21 protein-coding genes and 1 riboswitch are annotated in these 21,250 nt (G+C 39.0%); of the genes, 7 read left to right on the forward strand and 14 right to left on the reverse strand.

Features of this window, described 5'->3' with window-relative positions; translation table 11 throughout:
• Window positions 1–16: 16 nt before the first annotated feature.
• The 10 genes from O1450_RS14760 to O1450_RS14805 form a co-directional block, all read right to left on the reverse strand.
• Window positions 17–850 carry a type II secretion system protein N gene (locus O1450_RS14760; RefSeq protein WP_269229026.1) on the reverse strand — a complete coding sequence of 278 codons (834 nt, stop codon included), beginning with the start codon at window positions 848–850 and terminating at the stop codon, window positions 17–19.
• Entirely contained in the window at window positions 850–1,593 is a 744-nt protein-coding gene (gene gspN, locus O1450_RS14765; protein WP_241306802.1) for a type II secretion system protein N, read from the reverse strand. Before gspN ends, O1450_RS14760 begins: the two co-directional genes overlap by 1 nt.
• Window positions 1,594–1,769: 176 nt before the next feature.
• Window positions 1,770–2,096 carry an H-NS histone family protein gene (locus O1450_RS14770; protein WP_018679168.1) on the reverse strand — a complete coding sequence of 109 codons (327 nt, stop codon included), beginning with the start codon at window positions 2,094–2,096 and terminating at the stop codon, window positions 1,770–1,772.
• 397 nt (window positions 2,097–2,493) lie between these two features.
• Window positions 2,494–2,931, reverse strand: a complete 438-nt coding sequence (locus tag O1450_RS14775; protein ID WP_269229027.1) for an acyl-CoA thioesterase — start codon at window positions 2,929–2,931, stop codon at window positions 2,494–2,496.
• A gap of 7 nt (window positions 2,932–2,938) precedes the next feature.
• Window positions 2,939–4,132 (reverse strand): heme biosynthesis protein HemY, encoded by a 1,194-nt coding sequence (locus O1450_RS14780; protein ID WP_269229028.1) that lies wholly within the window; start codon window positions 4,130–4,132, stop codon window positions 2,939–2,941.
• Window positions 4,133–4,139: 7 nt separating this feature from the next.
• Window positions 4,140–4,967 (reverse strand): hypothetical protein, encoded by an 828-nt coding sequence (locus tag O1450_RS14785; RefSeq protein ID WP_269229029.1) that lies wholly within the window; start codon window positions 4,965–4,967, stop codon window positions 4,140–4,142.
• A complete protein-coding gene (locus tag O1450_RS14790; RefSeq protein WP_269229030.1) occupies window positions 4,964–5,740 on the reverse strand; it encodes a uroporphyrinogen-III synthase in 777 nt (258 codons plus the stop codon). Before O1450_RS14790 ends, O1450_RS14785 begins: the two co-directional genes overlap by 4 nt.
• Window positions 5,740–6,657, reverse strand: a complete 918-nt coding sequence (hemC, locus tag O1450_RS14795; protein ID WP_269229031.1) for a hydroxymethylbilane synthase — start codon at window positions 6,655–6,657, stop codon at window positions 5,740–5,742. The genes O1450_RS14790 and hemC overlap by 1 nt, the downstream gene beginning before the upstream one ends.
• Window positions 6,658–6,760: 103 nt before the next feature.
• A complete protein-coding gene (locus tag O1450_RS14800) occupies window positions 6,761–7,501 on the reverse strand; it encodes a LytR/AlgR family response regulator transcription factor (RefSeq protein ID WP_269229032.1) in 741 nt (246 codons plus the stop codon).
• 57 nt (window positions 7,502–7,558) lie between these two features.
• Complete coding sequence (locus tag O1450_RS14805; protein WP_269229033.1) at window positions 7,559–8,701, reverse strand: sensor histidine kinase; 1,143 nt, start codon at window positions 8,699–8,701, stop codon at window positions 7,559–7,561.
• Here O1450_RS14805 and argH point away from each other — a divergent pair.
• The gene (argH, locus tag O1450_RS14810; protein ID WP_269229034.1) at window positions 8,692–10,125 is read left to right on the forward strand and encodes an argininosuccinate lyase; all 1,434 of its coding nucleotides are present in this window, start codon (window positions 8,692–8,694) and stop codon (window positions 10,123–10,125) included. The genes O1450_RS14805 and argH overlap by 10 nt on opposite strands.
• Window positions 10,126–10,134: 9 nt before the next feature.
• Window positions 10,135–10,407 (forward strand): oxidative damage protection protein, encoded by a 273-nt coding sequence (locus O1450_RS14815; protein WP_004659388.1) that lies wholly within the window; start codon window positions 10,135–10,137, stop codon window positions 10,405–10,407.
• A 461-nt stretch (window positions 10,408–10,868) separates the two neighbouring features.
• On the opposite strand, the gene phoU is transcribed toward O1450_RS14815, so the two are convergent.
• Complete coding sequence (gene phoU / locus O1450_RS14820) at window positions 10,869–11,591, reverse strand: phosphate signaling complex protein PhoU (RefSeq protein WP_269229035.1); 723 nt, start codon at window positions 11,589–11,591, stop codon at window positions 10,869–10,871.
• Window positions 11,592–11,737: 146 nt separating this feature from the next.
• Window positions 11,738–11,858: riboswitch (TPP riboswitch) on the forward strand.
• 84 nt (window positions 11,859–11,942) lie between these two features.
• On the opposite strand from phoU, the gene thiC reads away from it, so the two are divergent.
• The 5 genes from thiC to gluQRS all read left to right on the forward strand — a co-directional run bounded on the left by thiC (window position 11,943) and on the right by gluQRS (window position 17,076).
• Window positions 11,943–13,838, forward strand: a complete 1,896-nt coding sequence (gene thiC / locus O1450_RS14825; RefSeq protein WP_269229036.1) for a phosphomethylpyrimidine synthase ThiC — start codon at window positions 11,943–11,945, stop codon at window positions 13,836–13,838.
• 75 nt (window positions 13,839–13,913) lie between these two features.
• Window positions 13,914–14,525, forward strand: coding sequence for an NUDIX domain-containing protein (locus O1450_RS14830; protein WP_269229037.1), 612 nt, complete (start codon window positions 13,914–13,916; stop codon window positions 14,523–14,525).
• Between the two features lie 19 nt (window positions 14,526–14,544).
• Entirely contained in the window at window positions 14,545–15,360 is an 816-nt protein-coding gene (gene cpdA, locus O1450_RS14835) for a 3',5'-cyclic-AMP phosphodiesterase (RefSeq protein WP_269229038.1), read from the forward strand.
• Between the two features lie 189 nt (window positions 15,361–15,549).
• Window positions 15,550–16,083 (forward strand): RNA polymerase-binding protein DksA, encoded by a 534-nt coding sequence (dksA, locus tag O1450_RS14840; RefSeq protein WP_269229039.1) that lies wholly within the window; start codon window positions 15,550–15,552, stop codon window positions 16,081–16,083.
• Window positions 16,084–16,212: 129 nt separating this feature from the next.
• Entirely contained in the window at window positions 16,213–17,076 is an 864-nt protein-coding gene (gene gluQRS / locus O1450_RS14845; RefSeq protein WP_269229040.1) for a tRNA glutamyl-Q(34) synthetase GluQRS, read from the forward strand.
• 48 nt (window positions 17,077–17,124) lie between these two features.
• Here gluQRS and ftsW read toward each other — a convergent pair whose 3' ends face one another.
• The 3 genes from ftsW to O1450_RS14860 all read right to left on the reverse strand — a co-directional run bounded on the left by ftsW (window position 17,125) and on the right by O1450_RS14860 (window position 21,200).
• Window positions 17,125–18,318 (reverse strand): putative lipid II flippase FtsW, encoded by a 1,194-nt coding sequence (gene ftsW / locus O1450_RS14850; RefSeq protein ID WP_269229041.1) that lies wholly within the window; start codon window positions 18,316–18,318, stop codon window positions 17,125–17,127.
• A gap of 10 nt (window positions 18,319–18,328) precedes the next feature.
• Complete coding sequence (gene murD, locus O1450_RS14855) at window positions 18,329–19,687, reverse strand: UDP-N-acetylmuramoyl-L-alanine--D-glutamate ligase (protein WP_269229042.1); 1,359 nt, start codon at window positions 19,685–19,687, stop codon at window positions 18,329–18,331.
• 445 nt (window positions 19,688–20,132) lie between these two features.
• Window positions 20,133–21,200, reverse strand: coding sequence for an RNA-guided endonuclease InsQ/TnpB family protein (locus O1450_RS14860; RefSeq protein ID WP_269229043.1), 1,068 nt, complete (start codon window positions 21,198–21,200; stop codon window positions 20,133–20,135).
• Between the last annotated feature and the right edge of the window lie 50 nt (window positions 21,201–21,250).

The following is a 21,250-nucleotide window of genomic DNA, read 5'->3' on the forward strand; positions in this document are numbered from 1 at the left end:
TGATGACGTGTTATCACTAAAAACTTTGTTGTATGGTCATCACTTGATCACCACGTTTTATTTCTATTTTGGCATGTCCTTCACGACGTACTTGCTCTAATAATTGCACTTCGCTAAGACCCTGCCCGACTGTCTGACCGTTGATCGATAGAATACGATCACCAGACCGCAAACCCAAGGTATTTTTTAAATTCGTTGGTGTTCGATCTGAGATTTCGTAACCGTCTGAACCACCACTCACTCCCATATTTTTTAAATACTGCTCACGATTTTCCTGCATTTGTTGGATCGCTTGTCCTAGTGCAGATTGCGATGAGTTTTGAGCAGGCGCAGGTGTTTGAGGTGTTGCAGCTTGAGGGTTTAACACAGGGGTAATTGGCTGGTATAAACCATTATCTAAACCCTTAAATTTAACTTCTCGTGTTGCACCATTACCCTGCTTCAGAATGACATGGTCCCAATACACTTCCGCCAGTTGATAGGAAGTTGAACCGATGGTTTCACCAACACGATAACGTTCAGCAGTATCGTTTAACTTAATAACCGCCGATGACAAATAGCTTGGATAACCCAACAGTACGCCCTGCAACTCCACATTGACATTATCTTGTGCTGTCGTGGCAGCAGGTTCATTAAATAGTGCAAAAGAACTAATATTAGGAACTTGCGCCTGTTGTGAACCTAATGCAACACGATCAAACTGCATCGGCTGAGGTGGAGCCACCACCCACCAAAATAAAGAAGCTAACTTCCAGCACAACCATAAAATTAGTAAGGCTAGGATAAAAGCACTTGTTTTATCGAATTGCTGCCAACGAAACTGTTGTAGTTTTTGTGCTATTGTTTTCATTAAAAACCACCTTGCAACAATGGTTGGCGAGAACTAATCACATAAGTGTCGAGTCCCGCTTTACCTTGATAAGATGGTACATTTAATAACATCCGCTGTGTCAATTGAACATCGAGCATAAGATTCGGGTCTAAACTTAGATTCGCCATTTTCTGACTTTGCTGATCCCGAACATCTATTTGCAATTGTCCATTTTCATCTTTCATTTCTGCAGTTAATGAAGGCATATTCATACGATCTTGGCGTTGACCAAAGGTATAATTCAACTCACCACCACCCCAGTGCAATTTACCTTGAGTTGAAGTAAAGCCTTTTTCTTTTTGATAATTAAATTGTACATCTTTAAGTTGAATTGAATTCTCAGGCCACTGCCAATTGGCAAAATACTTTAAAGTCTCTGGTGCAATTTCACCTTGCAAATCTTTGATCAAAATCTTTTGACCTAAACCGTAACCAAAAATGCCATTAAATTGGGTATTCCCGCTGTGAATATCGAGATTTGCACCAAGACGCAACATTAATAAATCTAAAGGACGGGTTTTCCAATGCACAGAACCACGTAACTGACCTTTTTGCCAATCCGCTTGTCCCTGCCAAATATTGCCGCTAACATTATGTAAGATTTGATTATCTTTAGAAAATTTCGCAATTAACCATGTTGCTGGAATTTGTAAAATAATAAAAATTAAAAATGCAAAAATGGCAAAAACCCACCACTTCCATTGTTTGGTATTTTTCTTCATTCCACCCTTACCAAATGCAAAATATCATCCTTTTAGAGACACTCGCCCCTGAATGACATTATGCATACTTTTTCAACATCGCCAATTCTCTCATATAAAAAAACCAAGCTTTTTAAGCTTGGCTTTAATGAAGCATAGAATCATCGTATGACAAAACGATGACGACTAAAACTTGTTTAGATTAGAAAATCTTCAAGTTTTGCGCCTTTCTCTAATTCAGCAACTAACCAACGTGGTTGCTTACCACGACCAGTCCAAGTTTCTTCAGTGTTGTTTTTATTACGATAGCGTGGCTCGACTGCTTTGCGTGTAGTTTTCTTACGCTTTTGCTCACCTAACTCTAATAATTCTTCAACGCTAAAACCAACGGCTTCAGCAATCGCAATAATTTGATTATAAGCATCTTCAATTGCTTGATCTTTTTTACTTAAAATTAAAGCTTCTGCTTCTACCTGTAAACGTTTTAAATCTTCCACAGATAAATCACTAATATCTGGTTTCATGAGAACCACTCCAACTCAAAAAGAAATATATCACTCAAAATAAAAAATGAATTCAAAGATTCAATTCTATATTAATTTATATACAATTAAATAATCAATATTAAATTAGTCAAATTAATCACAATATAACCATAAATCATCTTATATTTACAATAAAACAAAAAACATCAGCATTATTTGATCAATCAGGCTCTATTTAATTTCAATTCGATTATAAAAAACAGTTCTTACCAAATCTTATCAATATTAATTTTTTCTTAATTTTTGATGGTTTTATGACAATAAGTTTCATATAAAAAGCTTATCTTATTTTTAAATCAATCCTTAAATAAGCAAGCCAATTATATAAAACCAAGCCTTTAATGAATCAATATAGACATAATAGTCTTTATAAAAATTATTTTAATGCAAGATTATTTCCAACACTTTGTTCAATAGCAATAATATTTTGTTTAATCAATTCAGGAATAGCTTGTTTATTGGACGTTAATTTATCAAGACAAACCATCACCGCCTCTCCTGTTGCAACGATTTGGTTTTGTGTTTCACTCCATAAACTATAATGCATTCGAAAAGCACTATTTCTGAGCTCTTCAATACGTGCACCAATATGCAGCAAATCAGGATAAAATACTGGCTTTAAATATTTACATTGACTAGAGGCTACCACCGTCACTATATCTTGATCAAAAATATTTAATGCCATTAAATAAGCAATTCGTGCACTTTCAATATAACGATAATACTGCACATTATTTACATGCCCAAAAGCATCCATATCTCCCCAAGCAATTGTTTGTCGATATACAACAGGGTAGACAGACAGTTCTTTCATATTCCACTCATATCTTAAAGTTTAAAAAATTAACATCATTTTCAAAGATTAAATTCAACTGTCTGATTAAATCCAGATTATCTCCAAGCGTTGATTTAATCCGCAAATAGCTCATTAATATATTATCAGGATATAAAGTTAATAATTGCTCAGCTTCTTCTGAACGTTGAGTTGCAACATAAATATGCCATTTTGCAAAGGTCAACATTGGAACACTCGTGTAACGCTGTTCTAGCTGAATAATACGTTGCTCAACATAGCTATAATCGGGAATTTGCTTCAGTAGTTGCTGTTGGAACCAAAGATAAAAAACCTCTGGATCGAAATTTTCTTGCAATAAATGCAATGCAAGATCCTCATGCTGCAATCCCATTTCTGGCATACGTGCTAATAATTTCAACCACAAAACCTTACTACTATATGGTCGTGCTTGAATTTCATTCTCTAGAGCAATATATCGCTGTTGCAGTGCAGCTAAGTCATCCACAGATGCTTGATCAAACTGTATGAGTAATTGTTGCAACCAAAGATCGCGATGTTCTGCACTTAATAAACCATGCTGAATTGATTGTAAAAATAACCAAGGCTGTTGTAAGGCAAGTTTGCCCCACAAAACAGTAATACGTTGTTGGTAAGCAGTTTCAATCTCAGCCAACCAAGGTGAAAGTTGATGCTGTGCAAGGAATTCTAAATGGGTTAATGCTTTTTCTGTTTCATGTTGTTCTAAGAAAATATCGATCCGCTGTAGTTCTGCAAGCTCAAAGGCCATCGGTGCTGATTTCTCTAGTTTCTGCAAAGCGAGTTGATAGTCACCATTTTTATAATCAAATTGCGCATCAACAATATTACTCAATAAGCCTGATTGAGTAAAAACACGCTCAATAAATTCTTGCTGTTCTTTTGCCGCATCAAGCAGCCAGACTATACCGAGCTGTTCATATGGATGTAGATCTTTAAATTGTAAAATATTTTCTTTCTTACGCTGTTCTCGCGCAAAATATCTGCGACTCACAAACCATAACAACTGTGCGAATAAACTAATCACAATAAAAAGTGCGATTAAGCCCCATAAACTGCTTTGGAACTGCCAATCGCGCCAGTAAATATACACATAGCCATTACCGTAGCCATAGCTCAGCATGGCAAACATAGCAAAAAATAATAGGCTTACAAGTAAATAAATGAGCACCAATTGTTTCATAATTACATTACCCCAGCAAACCAAGGGTCATTAATTTAGGTGTCGGAATAACCGAAAGATTTAACAGCTTTTCTAATTTTTGCTTGATCGTTTGACTGTTTTGATCAGGTAAAATTGATAATAATCGAATTACCTCTTGAACGGATTTGCGATACTCAGATGCCTGCCCTTGATGTAAAGCCTGCGAAGCAAGCAGTAACCGTAACTGGGCTTCCTTTAAAATGAGATGACGATTGATTAAATCAGGCTGTGTACGTTGCACCTTTTCAAATTTGAACCAAGACCACCATGAAGAAGCTTCAGCTTTTTGCATTTTAATAGTTGGGTTATGCACTTCTTGTAAAAGCTTTTGATCCAACTGCTGCAATAAAGTATCAATCTGTTGCTGCTGTTGGGTTTGCATAAGCACATAATGTTGAATAGCTTGTTTATCCTGTTCGATCGCTTTCATCAGACTATGCTGTAAAGCAGGAGAAACCGTATATTGAACAATATGCTGCTGTACTTGATTTAATTGATCAATCGCATAAATGAACTGTTGTTGATCTATTGCGAATTGAACTAACTCTAATTGCTGTTTGATTAATATAACAGGAGCAACACCCGTGACCATACTGGGTAAGCTCGAAGCTTCTGAAGGGTCAGATAAATGAGCATCTTGCAATTGTCGCTGCACAGCGACAAATTGATCATTCAGCAAAGAATAACGTTGCTGCTGCTGTGTAAGCTGTTGCTGGAATTGAGGAACGATCTGAGAATATTGTGCTACGTCATAACTAAGTTTGGCTAACCATAATAAACTTAGTAATAAAATCAGGTAAACAATCTTTCTCATATACGTCCTTGCCAAGCACCGATACGTTGAATAATCTCTGATGTAGATAAATTATCAAGCTGAATAATGTTAATCTCTTGATGTGTTTGCAACCGTGCATTTTTGAGTAACTGTGCTAAACGCTCACCTAACGCCAAATATATCCATTTCGCATCTATATTATTTTGACCACAAAGCTGCTGCCAATTATTCCAACTCGCCTCACTACTAATCAACACCATAACAGGTTGACTTAGCATTATTTTTTTTAAAATTTTTGGAAAAAGCGTAACACTTTGAATTGGGCATTGGCGACGATAAAGAACAAAATTAAGAATCTCGACACCTTGCTGTTGCAACCGGTGCATCATAAACTGCCGTCCCCCAAGACCACGCCAAAAAGCAACTTTATCCAAATGCACGTGTTGATTTAATATCGGGAGATCTAGCATACCTTCTGAATTTTCAACCTCGGGGATGTGGCTGTCTACATTAAATTTTGCGAGTGCTTGGGCCGTTGCTTGCCCCACTGCGATCCATTGCACATGCTTGAGTTGATCTAAGGATATCTTTTGTTGTTGTAAATATTGCATACCGACATCAACGGCGGTCGGGCTGACCACAACAATAACTTGCACCTGCTCAAGTTGCTGATACAGTTCACGTAAATTCAACGAAAAAGGTTCAGCAACAAGTTCCAATAATGGCAGATTGATAACTTGATGACCTACTTCCAACAATGCTTGCGTTAAGTTCACAGCACGGTCTTCAGGGCGCGTATTAATAAAAAGCATTAATAAAGCGCTTTTAACAATTCACCTGCACCTTGCTCCAATAAGCATTGTGCAAGTTGTTCACCTAATTGTTCAGCATCTTCTGAAGTTCCAACCAATTGTTGTTTTAGTAAGATTTTCCCATCAACACTTCCCACACGACCTTCTATGCTGAGCTGATCATTGGCTAAAGTTGCATATCCTGCGATTGGAACTTGACAACCACCTTCTAGATAGGCATTAAACGCACGTTCTGCACGCACACAAATTGAGGTTTCTTCATGCTGTAATGGTTGGATAATTTTTAATAATTCCACATCATCTGCACGGCACTCTAAGCCCAATGCACCCTGACCAACAGCAGGTAAACTTAAAACAGGCGCTAAACAATGACGAATTCGATCCGCTAAACCTAAACGCTTTAGACCTGCACTGGCTAAAATAATGGCATCATATAGACCATCATCAAGTTTTGATAAACGTGTCCCCACATTGCCACGTAAGTCAATAATCTCTAAATCAGGACGTATTTGTAAAATCTGGCATTTGCGACGCAAACTAGATGTACCTACTTTGGCACCTTGAGGTAACTCATCAAAACTTTGGTAATGATTCGAAACAAAGGCATCAAGTGGGTCTTCTCGCTCACAAGTGACAGCGAGCGTTAAACCTTCTGGTAAGTGCATTGGCACGTCTTTCATTGAATGGACCGCCAAATCAGCGCGACCATCTAACAAAGCAGCTTCCAGTTCTTTAACGAATAATCCCTTACCACCAATTTTTGCCAAAGGTGTATCTAGAATTTTATCACCCTGCGTCACAAACTTAACCAACTCAACCGTTAAATCTGGATAAAGCACGTTTAAACGGGAGCGAATATGCTCCGCCTGCCAAAGTGCAAGTGGGCTTTGTCGAGTCGCAATTTTTAAGGTTTTCATAAATTCAAGTTAAGCATGGATCAAAACAATTGTTTCAAACTTAACTTGCTCACCTAAAATTGCAAGCAAAAACTGATTTTTCATCTGACTTAAGCTCAATATTTTATAATTGATGCATACATTCTCTTAAGCTTGGTAAATGACGGCGACTCACAGATAAGCGCTCATCCAACTCACGCAATCTAACCTGATACTGACCCGCCGCAATCAGTTCCAATCCTTCTAAATAATCAAGAGAAACTAAAGCATTACGATGAATTCGAATGAAACGATCTGAAAACTCAGATTCTAGATCTTTCAAAGTTTCATCAATTAATACACTGCCATTCCGATGACGAACAGTGACGTATTTCTGATCTGCTAGAAAATAGTAAATATTCTCGATTGGAATAAGTTCGACCCCGCGATAAGTTTTCGCAGCAATTTGATGGCGTTGAGTTTTAGTATCGTACATATCGTCTTGTTGTTGTAAACCAGTCATTTGTGCTTGTGTAAGTTGCGTCAGACTATTGAACACCTGTTGTAAATCTTGTTGTGCAATAGGCTTGAGCAAATATCCCTGTGCTTGAAACTTAAACGCTTCCAATGCGTGTTGATCATATGCTGTACAAAAAATAATAGCTGGACGAGGGTGAAGATGACTGATCTGCTCAGCGCACTCCAATCCGTTCATTCCAGGCATTTGAATATCTAATAGAACAACATCGGGCGAATCATTTTCTATATGGTTTAACACATCCTGCCCATGATGCGCCGTCGCAATCACTTCATGACCCATTTGGGTCACTAAACGTGACAAACGCTCTACTGCGAGAGGTTCATCATCAGCAATCAGAACTTTCATCCTCTCCTCCTTGTCACCGTTAACTTCATCCGTCATTTTTATGGTTAACTTAACTTATTATTTTACTCGATAGTGATAACTTACCACCGTGGTATATAACGATACTCCCCCATAAACCTGAAACTTCACTGTCTGTCCGTAATAGGCTTTTAGACGTTGCTTCACATTTTCTATTGCAATACCATTCCCTTGTCTCGATTTTATTGTATCGTGAGAATAAGGGTTAGTAATGACTATACTGACTTGATTTTGCAATATTTCAACCAATACACTAATGGTTGAGGGTTGCAAAACTTTTTCTACCCCATGAAAAATACTATTCTCTAGCAAAGGTTGCAATGTTAATAATGGGATTGTGACCCGTTTTAATTCTATAGGTGTTGCTTGTATATTCCATTCTACCTGTAAACGGTCACCTAAGCGCATCTTTTCTATACTTAAATATTGCTGGCATAAATCAATTTCTTCAGCCAAATTAACCAACTTTAGCTCTTGGAAACTGGCTCGAAATAAACGTGACAGACTAATCAACATGTTTTCTGCTTTGTCAGGATCAATTGAAATCAAACTCACGACACTATTTAAACTATTAAACAAGAAATGAGGATGAATACGTGCTTGCATGGCTTGAATCCGCGCATTCAGCTCACTATATTGCTGATTCATCCATTGCTCTCGCATATAGAGATAACGCAAACAGAAAGCACCAAGCAAGATGCCATACCCCAAATGCAGACTTACACCTTGAAATAAGATATCTTCAGAAAACTCATTGGTTGATGAACCCCAATATTGAATTATATTAATGACACAAGTCGTAAGTAAAACAATAAGTTGAAGAAAAATAAAACCTAAAATTAACGCCATTTTCTGACTAAATTTGGCAAAAAACTCTTGAAAATAGTCAACAAAAGCAGAAAACGATAAAATTATCCAGTTAATAAAAAGCATGTATTGAAACACTCGGATACTTTCCACTGCTTGCCAAGAACGGGCTTCTGCAAGTGCGAGTACCATTGCCAAAACATTACTTGCTACAATTAATTCCAATAAGTGTTGCGATTGCCTTATTTTCGTAAAAAAATAGGACCCTGCTGGACTCATTTGACGTGTTTTCGATAACTTCTTGCGTCGAATTTCAGCAACTACGTTTGGATTTGCTATACTCTTTTTTATTTTACTGAGCCGCCATGACCACATCTTCTCAATCCTCTTCTTCAGCAAGCCCTAATCAAACCTCTGGAATGTGGGGCGGTCGCTTCTCTGAAGCAACAGATGCATTTGTTGCAGAATTTACCGCATCTGTGCAATTTGACCAACGTTTTTATAAACAAGATATTGCAGGTTCGATTGCACATGCAACCATGCTTGCTAAAGTTGGTGTACTGACTGAGGCTGAACGTGATGATATTATCCAAGGTTTGAATACAATCAAAGCTGAAATCGAAGCGGGTAATTTCGAATGGCGTATTGATTTAGAAGATGTACACATGAACATTGAGTCTCGCTTGACTCAACGTATCGGCATCACAGGTAAAAAATTACATACAGGCCGCAGCCGTAATGACCAAGTTGCAACTGACATCCGTTTATATTTACGTGATGAAATTGATGACATTTTAGGTTTATTACTACGCCTACAAAAAGGCCTACTCAGTCTGGCAAGTCAAAATACGCATACGATTATGCCAGGTTTTACTCATTTACAAACAGCTCAGCCAGTAACATTTGGTCATCACCTATTGGCTTGGTTTGAGATGTTAGTTCGTGATACTGAACGCCTTCAAGATTGCCGCAAGCGAGTTAATCGCATGCCACTCGGTTCAGCAGCCTTAGCAGGAACAACCTACCCGATTGATCGCGCATATACAGCAGAATTATTGGGTTTTGAAGCAGTTTCTGAAAACTCACTTGATGCTGTTTCCGATCGTGACTTTGCCATTGAATTTAACGCTGCTGCATCATTAATCATGATGCATTTATCACGCATGTCTGAAGAACTGATTTTATGGACTTCGGCACAATTCAAATTTGTGAACATCCCTGATCGTTTCTGCACAGGCTCTTCAATTATGCCGCAGAAGAAAAATCCAGATGTACCTGAACTTGTGCGTGGTAAATCAGGTCGCGTGTTTGGCGATTTGATTAGTTTATTGACCCTAATGAAAGGCCAACCATTGGCATATAACAAAGACAACCAAGAAGATAAAGAACCTTTATTTGATGCAATTGATACCGTTCGTGGTTGCTTAATGGCTTTTGCAGACATGGTGCCTGCACTCGTTCCAAACATTGAAATTATGCGTGAAGCAGCACTTCGTGGTTTCTCTACAGCAACTGACCTTGCTGATTACCTTGTGAAGAAAGGTGTTGCTTTCCGTGATGCACATGAAATTGTAGGTAAAGCAGTTGCGCTTGGTGTGGCTGAAGAAAAAGATTTATCTGAATTGACACTGGAACAGCTTCAACAATTCTCTGATTTGATCGAAGCAGATGTATTTGATAAAGCCTTAACTTTAGAAGCTTCTGTGAATGCGCGTGATCATATCGGCGGGACATCACCAAAACAAGTTGAAGCAGCTATTACTCGTGCACACACTCGCCTAGAACAGTTGTACGCTTAAGGATAAATCATGACTAGACAAGTATTTTGCCGCAAATATAAACAAGAGCTTGACGGTTTAGACTTTGCGCCATTCCCAGGTGCAAAAGGTCAAGAGTTCTTTGAAACCGTTTCAAAACAGGCTTGGCAAGAATGGTTAAAACACCAAACCACGCTTATTAATGAAAAACGACTCAATGTATTCGAACCCGATGCGAAGAAGTTTCTTGAAGAGCAACGTGAGAAGTTCTTCAACAATGACGAAAGTGTTGAAAAAGCAGAAGGTTGGACGGAACAAAAGTAAATCATTTCAACTAACACTACTGAATAAAAGAGAGCTGAATATAGCTCTCTTTTTACGTGACATTTACATAAGCAATAAAGGATTACAGAGTATACACAGTTGTCTACATGACAGATCGACACTCTCCGCTTATATTGAATAACAGAAACACAAAGAGATAGTTAGATGTCTCAGGCAACACATGATATTTCTCTCCCAGACTTTCCCCCGAAGTCTGGGATTTTTTTATTTGTATGATATAAATTTATATTCGCGATTATATTGGGACAATACTTTGCCTCAGCAACGTTGTTCAAATTACGCCTATCCTACAATAAAAATACCTTAGGATTTTGAGAAATTATTGAATGACTACTCTTGAAATTTACCTAATGATTACTTCATTTCCGATGACTTTATGCAACGTATCGGGATAAAAAAAGCTGCTCATTATGTAGCAGCTTTAAATCTTTATTTGGTGATTATTTTTGATTCACTTTTTGTTCAATTTCTTCAATACTGGTATGACGTACATCCATACCTTTTGCCATATAAATCACTTGCTCTGAAATATTACGGGCATGATCGCCAATTCGCTCTAACGAACGTAGCACCCACATTACATTAATCACACGTGAAATATGGCGTGGATCTTCAATCATATAGGTCATTAAAGTGCGCGTTGCCGACTGATATTCACGATCAATGTCTACATCCGCCATCACCACTTTTAAAGCCTGATCAACATCTAAACGCGCGAAAGCATCTAAAGCATCATGAATCATAACGCGCACTTGGTTACCAATATGGCGTGTTTCCATATAACCGCGTGGTGACTGACCTTCTTCACATAAATTTTGCGCAATACGAGCAATCTTTGCCGCTTCATCACCAATACGCTCTAAATCGGTATTGGCTTTACTCATGGCGATTACCATACGTAAATCAATTGCAGCTGGATGACGACGAGCTAAAATTAAAGTTAAGCCTTCATCAATATCACGCTCATATTGATTAACAACGTTATCTTTAAATTGCACATCAATCGCCAAATTTTCATCCGTGTCTAATAAAGCATGAATTGCATTCGCAACCTGTTGCTCTACCAAACCACCCATGGTCATAAATTTAGTATGTACATCTTGTAAGTCTTCATTAAATTGTGAAGAAATATGGTGACTTAAGACAGGATTGCTTGGACTCACAGTATGCCTCCACTAGACACATGGGAAAATGATTGGTGATTAAAACACAGCAATGATGAAACTTTTATGACAATAACACAGCTGAGTCAAAAGTCGATTGGTGTGAATTGATAAAACAAAAATCTAAAAATCTGTTAGTCTAAATATATAGCTTGACGGAGCGCAGTTAATTAACTGCTGAGATTATCTTAATCGCAAGATTTAAAGATGAGTACCGTTGAACCTGATCAGGTTAACACCTGCGTAGGAATCAAGCCCAACAAAAGCCTCGCCTTTATTTATCAAAGAGATAAATTCGCTATCGTTTTTGCTCGTGCTTGATTCGTTAATGTAATACATAAGGATCATGCCATGAACCAATTAACGAATCTTCCCTCTGCTGATATTTCCGCTCAACATGAGCAAGATGCTAAAGATTTAACCCGTATTTTACCTGCTTCACGCAAGGTTTATGTTGAAGGTTCTCGCCCCGATATCCAAGTTCCATTTCGCGAAATTAGCTTGACAGAAACACCGACAGGTTTAGGGGGTGAATATAATCCTCCTGTTATGGTTTATGACACATCAGGTGTTTATACCGATCCTGATGTACAAATTGATTTAAATCAAGGTTTACCTTCTGTCCGCCAAACTTGGATTGAAGAACGTGATGATACCGATGTACTCTCAAGTTTAAGTTCTGATTTTGGTCAAGCCCGCTTAAAAGATATTCGTACGGCTGACATTCGTTTTGCTCATATTCAAAACCCTCGTCGAGCTAAGGCAGGGAAAAATGTTACGCAAATGCATTATGCGAAACAGGGCATAATTACGCCTGAAATGGAATATATTGCAATTCGTGAAAATCAACGCCAAGGTGACGGCGTAGACATGCGTCAGCATGCAGGACAAAACTTCGGTGCGCAAAATCTAAGAGAAATTACGCCTGAATTTGTGCGTCAAGAAGTTGCCGCAGGTCGTGCGATTATTCCTGCCAACATTAATCATCCTGAAATTGAACCAATGATCATTGGTCGTAATTTCTTGGTTAAAATTAATGCCAATATTGGTAACTCTGCACTTGGTTCTTCGATTGATGAAGAAGTCGCTAAGATGACATGGGCAACCCGTTGGGGCGCTGACACCATCATGGACTTATCGACAGGTAAGAATATCCATGAAACCCGTGAATGGATTATCCGTAACTCGCCTGTTCCAATCGGTACTGTGCCTATTTACCAAGCTTTAGAAAAGGTGGATGGCGTTGCCGAAGATTTAACTTGGGAAATCTTTAAAGACACTTTGATTGAGCAAGCTGAACAAGGTGTTGATTATTTCACCATTCATGCAGGTGTATTACTACGCTATGTCCCAATGACCGCAAACCGCTTAACAGGAATCGTATCTCGCGGCGGTTCAATCATGGCGCAGTGGTGTCTAGCCCATCATGAAGAAAATTTCTTGTATACACACTTTGATGAAATCTGTGAAATCATGAAAGCCTATGACGTATCATTTAGTTTAGGCGATGGTTTACGTCCAGGTTGTATTCAAGATGCCAATGATGAGGCTCAATTTAGCGAGCTTAAAACCTTAGGTGAACTCACACATCGTGCTTGGGAACATGATGTACAGGTCATGATTGAAGGTCCCGGTCATGTGCCTATGCATATGATTAAAGAAAATATGGATCTACAACTTGAAGTATGTAAAGAAGCACCATTCTACACACTTGGCCCACTCACCACGGATATCGCACCAGGTTATGATCATATTACTTCTGCAATTGGTGCTGCAATGATTGGATGGTATGGCACAGCAATGCTCTGTTATGTCACACCGAAAGAGCACTTAGGTTTACCAAATAAGAAAGATGTTAAGGATGGCATTATCACTTATAAGATTGCAGCACATGCAGCAGACTTAGCCAAAGGTCATCCGGGTGCTCAAGTTCGTGATAATGCATTGTCGAAAGCACGTTTCGAATTCCGATGGGATGACCAGTTCAACCTCAGCTTAGACCCTGATACAGCACGTAGCATGCACGATGAGACTTTACCCAAAGAAGCACACAAATCTGCACATTTCTGTTCTATGTGCGGACCAAAATTTTGCTCGATGAAAATCACGCAGAATGTGCGAGATTATGCCCAAAATCAGCACAATGCCAAACAATCAAATGATGCTGGAACAGATGTTGAAGCAGGTCTCAATGCGATGAAAACCGCTTATCAGGAACATGGTCAAAAATTGTACCACAAACTGTAAATCGACTAAAAAAAGATTTGCCCACGAATCATTCTCGGTTAGGATGAGATATGTACAATCTCATCCTGATTGAAGATGAATATTCTTGACCACGCCAGCTATTCAGCATCCGACGTTACGATAGAATCTCGAGAGTTTTTATTCCGAGGATTCATTCAAGTTGAGAAAGTGAATCTTACGCACCGACTATTTCATCGATCTGAATATTCACGAGTTATTCAGCGTGAACTTATACATCGTCCAGAAGCTGCTGGCGTTTTACTTTATAACAATCAGCAACAACGTTTCGCACTGATTGAACAATTTCGTGTTGGTGCATTAAATGACTCCGAGTCAGCATGGCAACTTGAGATTATTGCTGGTGTACTGGATGGAAATGAATCTCCAGAAACCTGTATTCGTCGTGAAAGTCTAGAAGAATCAGGCTGCGAAATTAATGAATTGCAGCATTTATTTAGTTTTTATCCTTCTGCTGGCGCATGCGCTGAGTTTTTTCATTTATATGCTGCAGAAGTTGATTTACCAAGCAGTGGGGGCATCTTTGGCATTCCAGATGAAGGAGAAGATATTCAACTCCATTTGTTTGATTACGCTGAAATCACGATGTTATTCAAAAATAATCGCTTGAAGAATGCCCCTGTCATCATGGCATTACAATGGCTTAGTCAACATATACAACGACAATAAATCTGAAAGGGGTAAGACGGTGACTTTTCAAGTCTCAAAATTATCACAAAAAGATTTTGTGATTATACAAATTACTGATACTCATCTATTGGAGTATCCGCATTTAGAGTTTGTCGGGATGCACCCTGAACAAAGCTTTCATGCAGTAATTGACTTGATGCGCCAACAACATCCGCAGATCGATATGATTGTACATACTGGGGATTTAGCACAAAACCCAACAACTGTGACTTATGATCGCTATCTTAAGCATATGCAGAGTATAGGTATTCCCTTTTTTCAGACGCCTGGCAATCATGATGATGTATCTCACTTCCCTTTTCATGGAGCAGATCCACATCAACCTACTGTGGTAGAAATTGGCGATTGGTGCATTATTTTACTTAATAGCGCACAGCCAACAAGAATTGATGGCAAAATTGCAGTGGCTGGCCTTGAACAATTAACAGAATTATTAAAAAAACATCATGATCGGCATATTATGATTGCCTGCCATCACCATCCTTTTGCGATGGAATCTGCTTGGATTGATCAACATAAACTAAAGAACTCATCTGATTTACTCGAAACGATTCGACCTTTTTCAAATATCAAAGCCATTATCTGTGGTCATGTCCACCAAGACTCTATTAACACATGGCAAGATATTCAATTTTTATCAACGCCATCAACCTGCATACAGTTCAAACCTAAAAGTGATAAGTTTGCACTTGATGAAGAACATCCCGGTTACCGCTTTATTAAACTCAAAGCAAACGGAGAAATCGAAACTCAGGTCTATCGTTTATCAACTTCACAGCGAATGAATAGCTCTGAAGTCTTGGGATATGACTAAACTTTTGATTACAAAATACATTATCGTTTTCTCACAAAATCTGGACGGGAATGACTACCATCTTGCTGAAAAACTCTATATGATGTCGACCCTTGATGGAAAAAACCATCTTAGGTTTCTATAAAAACACTTGCATATCACCATATTTTTTGCGTATAGATAGTACGTGTAAGATGAGGAATGCCCTATATGGCGAATGACAACCAAAATCAAGTCTTGGACGAACAGACAGAAGTGATCGACGATCAAAAATCGGCTGTGAAACGCGTACGTAAAACCAAATCAAAAGCTTCAGAAGGTGGTACAACTGCAAGCTTATTTGGAATTGCACCTTATCAGCCGAAGAAAAATGAAGAATATATGTCTGAAGGACAACTTGAGCATTTCCGCCAAATTTTGAATGCATGGAAAGCTGAGTTAATGTCTGAAGTTGATCGTACATTGAACACAATGCAAGATGAATCAAGCGCACTTCCTGATGTCAACGACCGAGCAACGCAAGAGGAAGAGTTTGCGATTGAATTACGCACACGTGACCGTGAACGCAAACTCATTCGCAAAATCGAACAATCACTTGAAACAATTCAAAACGAAGATTACGGTTTCTGTGAAACATGTGGTATCGAAATTGGCTTGCGTCGTTTAGAAGCACGTCCAACAGCGACTTTATGTATCGATTGCAAGACTTTGGCTGAAATCAAAGAAAAGCAAAATAACGGTTAATAATCCCTCCCAACCTCCCTTTGAAAAGGGAGGAATACTACGAATTGAAAGATTTATGATATTCGAGTATTTCCCTTCCTTTATAGGAGGGACTGGAGAAGGATTGAAATACACAACCATAAAATCTTTATGCCTTACATCGGACGATTTGCCCCCTCTCCAACTGGCCCATTGCATTTTGGCTCCCTACTCACCGCAGTCGCAAGTTACTGTGATGCCAAAGCCAACCACGGCAAATGGCTAGTTCGAATTGAAGATACCGATATTCCTCGTATCTATCCCAATAGTGAAAACCATATCCGATCTTGTATTGATGCCTTTCAGTTTGAACCCGATGCAGAAATTATTTGCCAAAAAGATCGTTTAGATATTTATGCACAAGTTCTTGAGCAGTTAAAACACTTAGATGCGATCTATGCCTGTCAATGTACCCGTAAAATGCTCGGTTCAAATCATATTTATGTTGGTACTTGCCGCGATTTACATCTGGATTTCAATGATCAAGCTATTCGCTTGAAAGTTGCTGATCAATTGATTTGTTTTGAGGATCGCTTACAAGGTCAGCAATCTTCCAACTTAAAACATGATCTAGGTGATTTCGTACTGAAGCGCCGTGATGGCATTATGAGCTATCAATTGGCTGTGGTCGTAGATGACGATCTACAGGGCATTACTCATGTGGTACGTGGCGCAGATCTATTGGATAACACCGCTCGACAAATCTGGTTGGGTTCTTTACTCAATTATCCTAGTCTCAGCTATATGCATTTACCGCTTGCAATAAATGATCAAGGGCAAAAACTGTCTAAACAAAATCTGGCACAAGCACTAGATATCAGCAAAGCATCAAACCTATTACAGCAAGCCATTTTAGCTTTAGGGCAACCGTTGGTTGAACTTGACCAGCCACGTATCATGCTGCAACAAGCTGTTCAACAATGGGATATCAATTTAATTCCTAGAGGCATCCATCTCACAGGTACTTTCTTATAAGCCATAAAAAAGCCCTACTTAAAGTAGAGCTTTTTATTTTCGATACGATTAGAAATTTGATTCTTCTTTAACTGGATTGAGTTCTTGCGTTGATGCATCAATTTTCAGGATTAGACTAATCATTGCAGCACACATCATTAAAGATGTTCCCCCATAACTAATGAAGGGTAAAGTCAGACCTTTGGTTGGCATCAAGCCCATATTCATCCCCGCATTTACCAAAATCTGCATGAGAAAAATAATACTGATACCGTATGCCAAATAGCCTGCACGCAAGTAATTATGTTGCAAAGCACGATGTCCTATTCGAATACAGCATGCCAGCATAGTAAAGGACAGAACCATCACCAAGGTCACACCAACAAAACCAAACTCTTCACCAAGGACAGCCAACATAAAGTCCGTATGTGCTTCAGGAAGATAGGAAAGTTTTTGCACACTATGACCTAAGCCTGTTCCAGTCCACTCTCCCCGCCCAAATGCCATCAAAGCATTTGATAACTGATAACCGACTCCTAATGGGTCTGCCCAAGGGTTTGTAAAAGAAATTAATCGCTGGAAACGGAAAGGCTCAAATAAAATAAGTGCTGTAATCCCTGCAAGAATTGCTCCTAACATAATTAGGAATTGTGTTGCGGGTGCGCCTGCCAAGAAAAACACACCAACCATCATGAGTACAATTACAACTGTTGCCCCTAAGTCTGGTTCTGCGACAATAAATCCAACCGTTAATGCCATTACTCCACTCAAACGCAATAAACCTTTCCAATGCGTTCGAACTTCTTTAGCACGGCGAACCACATAATCTGCGGTAAAAATTGCCATCACAATTTTAGCAATCTCTGTTGGCTGCAATGTAAAACCACCAACCTTAATCCAACGGTGAGCACCATTCACTTCTGAGCCAACAACCAGTACAGCCAACAACAAGACCATCGTTACTAGCCATAAAGGAAAAGCATTCTTGAACCATAAATTCAAAGAAACTCTATAAGTTAAAAATGCAACGATGGAGGCAACAACAATCGAAATACCATGACGAACCAAGAAATAAAATGGGTTCTCATGAATATATTCGGCATATGGCATCGATGCGGATGCCACCATGACCGAACCGAAACACAGCAAAGAAATGACGCAAAAAATGAGAATATTACGTGCTGTCATTTCTGCAGGAAGCTTGGGCAACCGATTCAATAATTGCGAAATCTTTTGTACCGTATTTTGGGCTAAATCAGCCATAAATCTGTTCCTAATTTTTATTTTCATTCAGGGCATGTACACATGCCACAAATTGCTGTCCGCGATCATTATAGCTTTTAAACATATCAAAGCTCGCACAGGCAGGTGATAATAAAACCACATCTTCAGCTTGTGTGCCATTCTGAGCGAGTGCAACGGCTTCTTTTAAACTTGCTGCATGTTGAATCAAGGTTGTACCTTGAATTGCTTGTTCAATTACAGCGGCATCTTCGCCAATTAAAATCACTGATTTAACATATTTTTGAATTGCACCACGTAAAGCTTTGAAGTCTTGCCCTTTGCCTTGCCCACCCAAAATCAATGCCAGTTTGCCTTTTTTCACCTCAATTGCAGCACCTAGACCATCAATTGCAGCAAGAGTCGCACCGACATTGGTTCCTTTAGAATCATTGTAATAACGTACCCCTGCAACTGTTTTGACGTATTCGCAACGATGTTCCAAACCTTTAAAGTGTTTAAGTGTTTCTAACATAGATGCCGTTGCTAAACCAATCGCCTCACCGAGTGCCAAACATGCAAGCGCATTGGCAACGTTATGCATGCCTTGAATGTACATTTCAGAGGTTTGAATCAAACGCTCTCTGCCACGCGCTAACCACATCGTGCCATCTGCATCACGCAACACACCATATTGATTTAAATCAGGCGCATTCAGACCAAAACTTTGCATTGGTGTAACATCAGGTACAAGCGGACGACTCAAATTGTCATCACGATTATAAACAACCTTTTTTACACCTTGGAAAATTCGATGTTTGGCTTTGTGATAGCCAAACATATCACCGTGACGATCCAAATGATCTTCACTCATATTCAACAAAACAGCCACTTCTGCATTTAAATGTGAAGTTGTTTCCAACTGAAAGCTCGATAGCTCTAAAACAATCAACTCAGGCTGATCTTTGAGTAAATCCAATGCTGGACGTCCAAGATTGCCTCCAACCGCCACTTTTTTACCTGCATCCTGCGCCATCAGCCCAATGAGAGTGGTGACGGTACTTTTTGCATTTGAGCCTGTAATTGCGACAATGGGTACTTCTGTAGCACGGCGTAGCAGTTGAATATCACCAACAACTGGAATACCTTTTTCTATCGCCTGTTGAATTTCAGGCAACTGAGGTGCAAGCCCTGGACTAAGAATAATTTCTTCTGCTTGTAATAAAAGTTCTGTATCTAATTTCCCAAAACTGGTACGCACACCTGTAGGGATTTGATCATGCCCTGGCGGTGTTTCCCGAGAATCCGTTACTGCAACTTGGTAGCCTTGTTCATGTAGGAAGTTGACTGCTGAAACACCCGAAATTCCCAAACCAGCCACAACTTTTAATCCACCACGTTGTATTAACATTTTTGCCCCATTTTTTGCAGATTACAGAATGGCAAAAATGTTAGCACTTTACTGTTTTAAATGCTTTTTCAGTTTTCGTTTTATTCAGGCTTTTTTGTGTCAGTGCGTAAAAGTGAATCTATATCGTGTATAGGGAATTGTTCACATTCAACAGATGTTTGCAATATGAACCGTATAGCGCAAAATTTTTAGATAAAAATACGTTTCGTGAGATTTAGTCATTCTGAATGAAGAAAGATAACGCAGTGACAACAACAATGGTTCTCTGTAGGGCTGTGACTAAAATGCTCACCATTCCCAATTAATCAGGGATAAAATAAGAAAATACCCATAAGATGATCGCAACATACATTATCCCATCAATTTTCTTGGCTGTGGCATTTCGTAGCTGAAAATGAATAATCTCAGGTCTTAACCTTGACATCCTCCCCGACCTGAGAAGCGACTAAAGCTTCGCAAGACTGGGGATTCCTCCTCCGAGACGCTCATGTCCGAGCGCAAGAATATTCAGTGCCGAGTTTATATCTCGATCATGGAGTGTACCGCACTCCATGCACTGCCATTCTCTTATTCCAAGTCCTACTCTACCTTTCGGACTACTGGAGCGTGAGCCACAGCACGAACAAGTTTGGGTGGTATAGGCTTCATTGACTTCTTCAAACCATACCCCTGCGTTCTCGCATTTATACTTGAGCATGGTTCTTAGTGTTGTCCAACTCGCATCTAATACAGACTTGGCTAATTTTGTCTGTGCTAGTGCTTTGGCATTCACATTGCCAACGAAGATGGCTGCATGTTCATTTACCAGTTTATGGCTGAATTGATGCAGCATATTTTGACGTATATTTTTAATCTTGGCGTGGATTGCTTTGACACGCTTTTTATTTCTTGCACGCTGTGCAATTCCTAGTTTTTGTTCATATTGTCGATAGATTTTAGGAGCTTTAAGTTTTACGCCATCTGAACAAGTGGCTAAATCTTTTAAGCCTAAATCTATGCCTATTGAGGTTTTAGCAGTGGTTTTTTCTGTTTTGACGGCATCAACCACAAGACATACATACCAATGCCCACGACTATCCTCTACAAACGAGCCTGTTTTGACATTGTATTTTGATAGTCCGTAACTATCCCATAGTTTGAATTGATGCTTGCCATATTGAACATAACCATCAGCATACTTCACAGCAACTTTTTTGAAAGGTATCCAACCAAGTGAGCATCTTGCTGATTTCTTATTGCTGACACGCCATTTTAATTTAGCTTTTTTAAACTGCTTACGCCTTGTGATGAGTTCTTCTGTCACTGCCTGTATGGTTTGGCTATGCAAGTTACATTCTTTTGATGTGCCTTTGGTGTATTGAGCAATATCGTATGCTGAAAAGAATTGTTGTTTACGCTGTAGGTGCTTGAAACACAAATCATTGACATAGTTCCAGACAAAATTAACTTCGGATGCTAGTTGGTCTAGCATCTTGCAATGTTTGTCTTTTATGCGGAATTTAAGTGTTTTCATAACGTTATTTTAGCAATTATTGTACTAAATCATCAATCTAAAACACACTA

The sequence above is a fragment of the Acinetobacter sp. TR11 genome (assembly GCF_027105035.1).
Taxonomy (GTDB): domain Bacteria; phylum Pseudomonadota; class Gammaproteobacteria; order Pseudomonadales; family Moraxellaceae; genus Acinetobacter.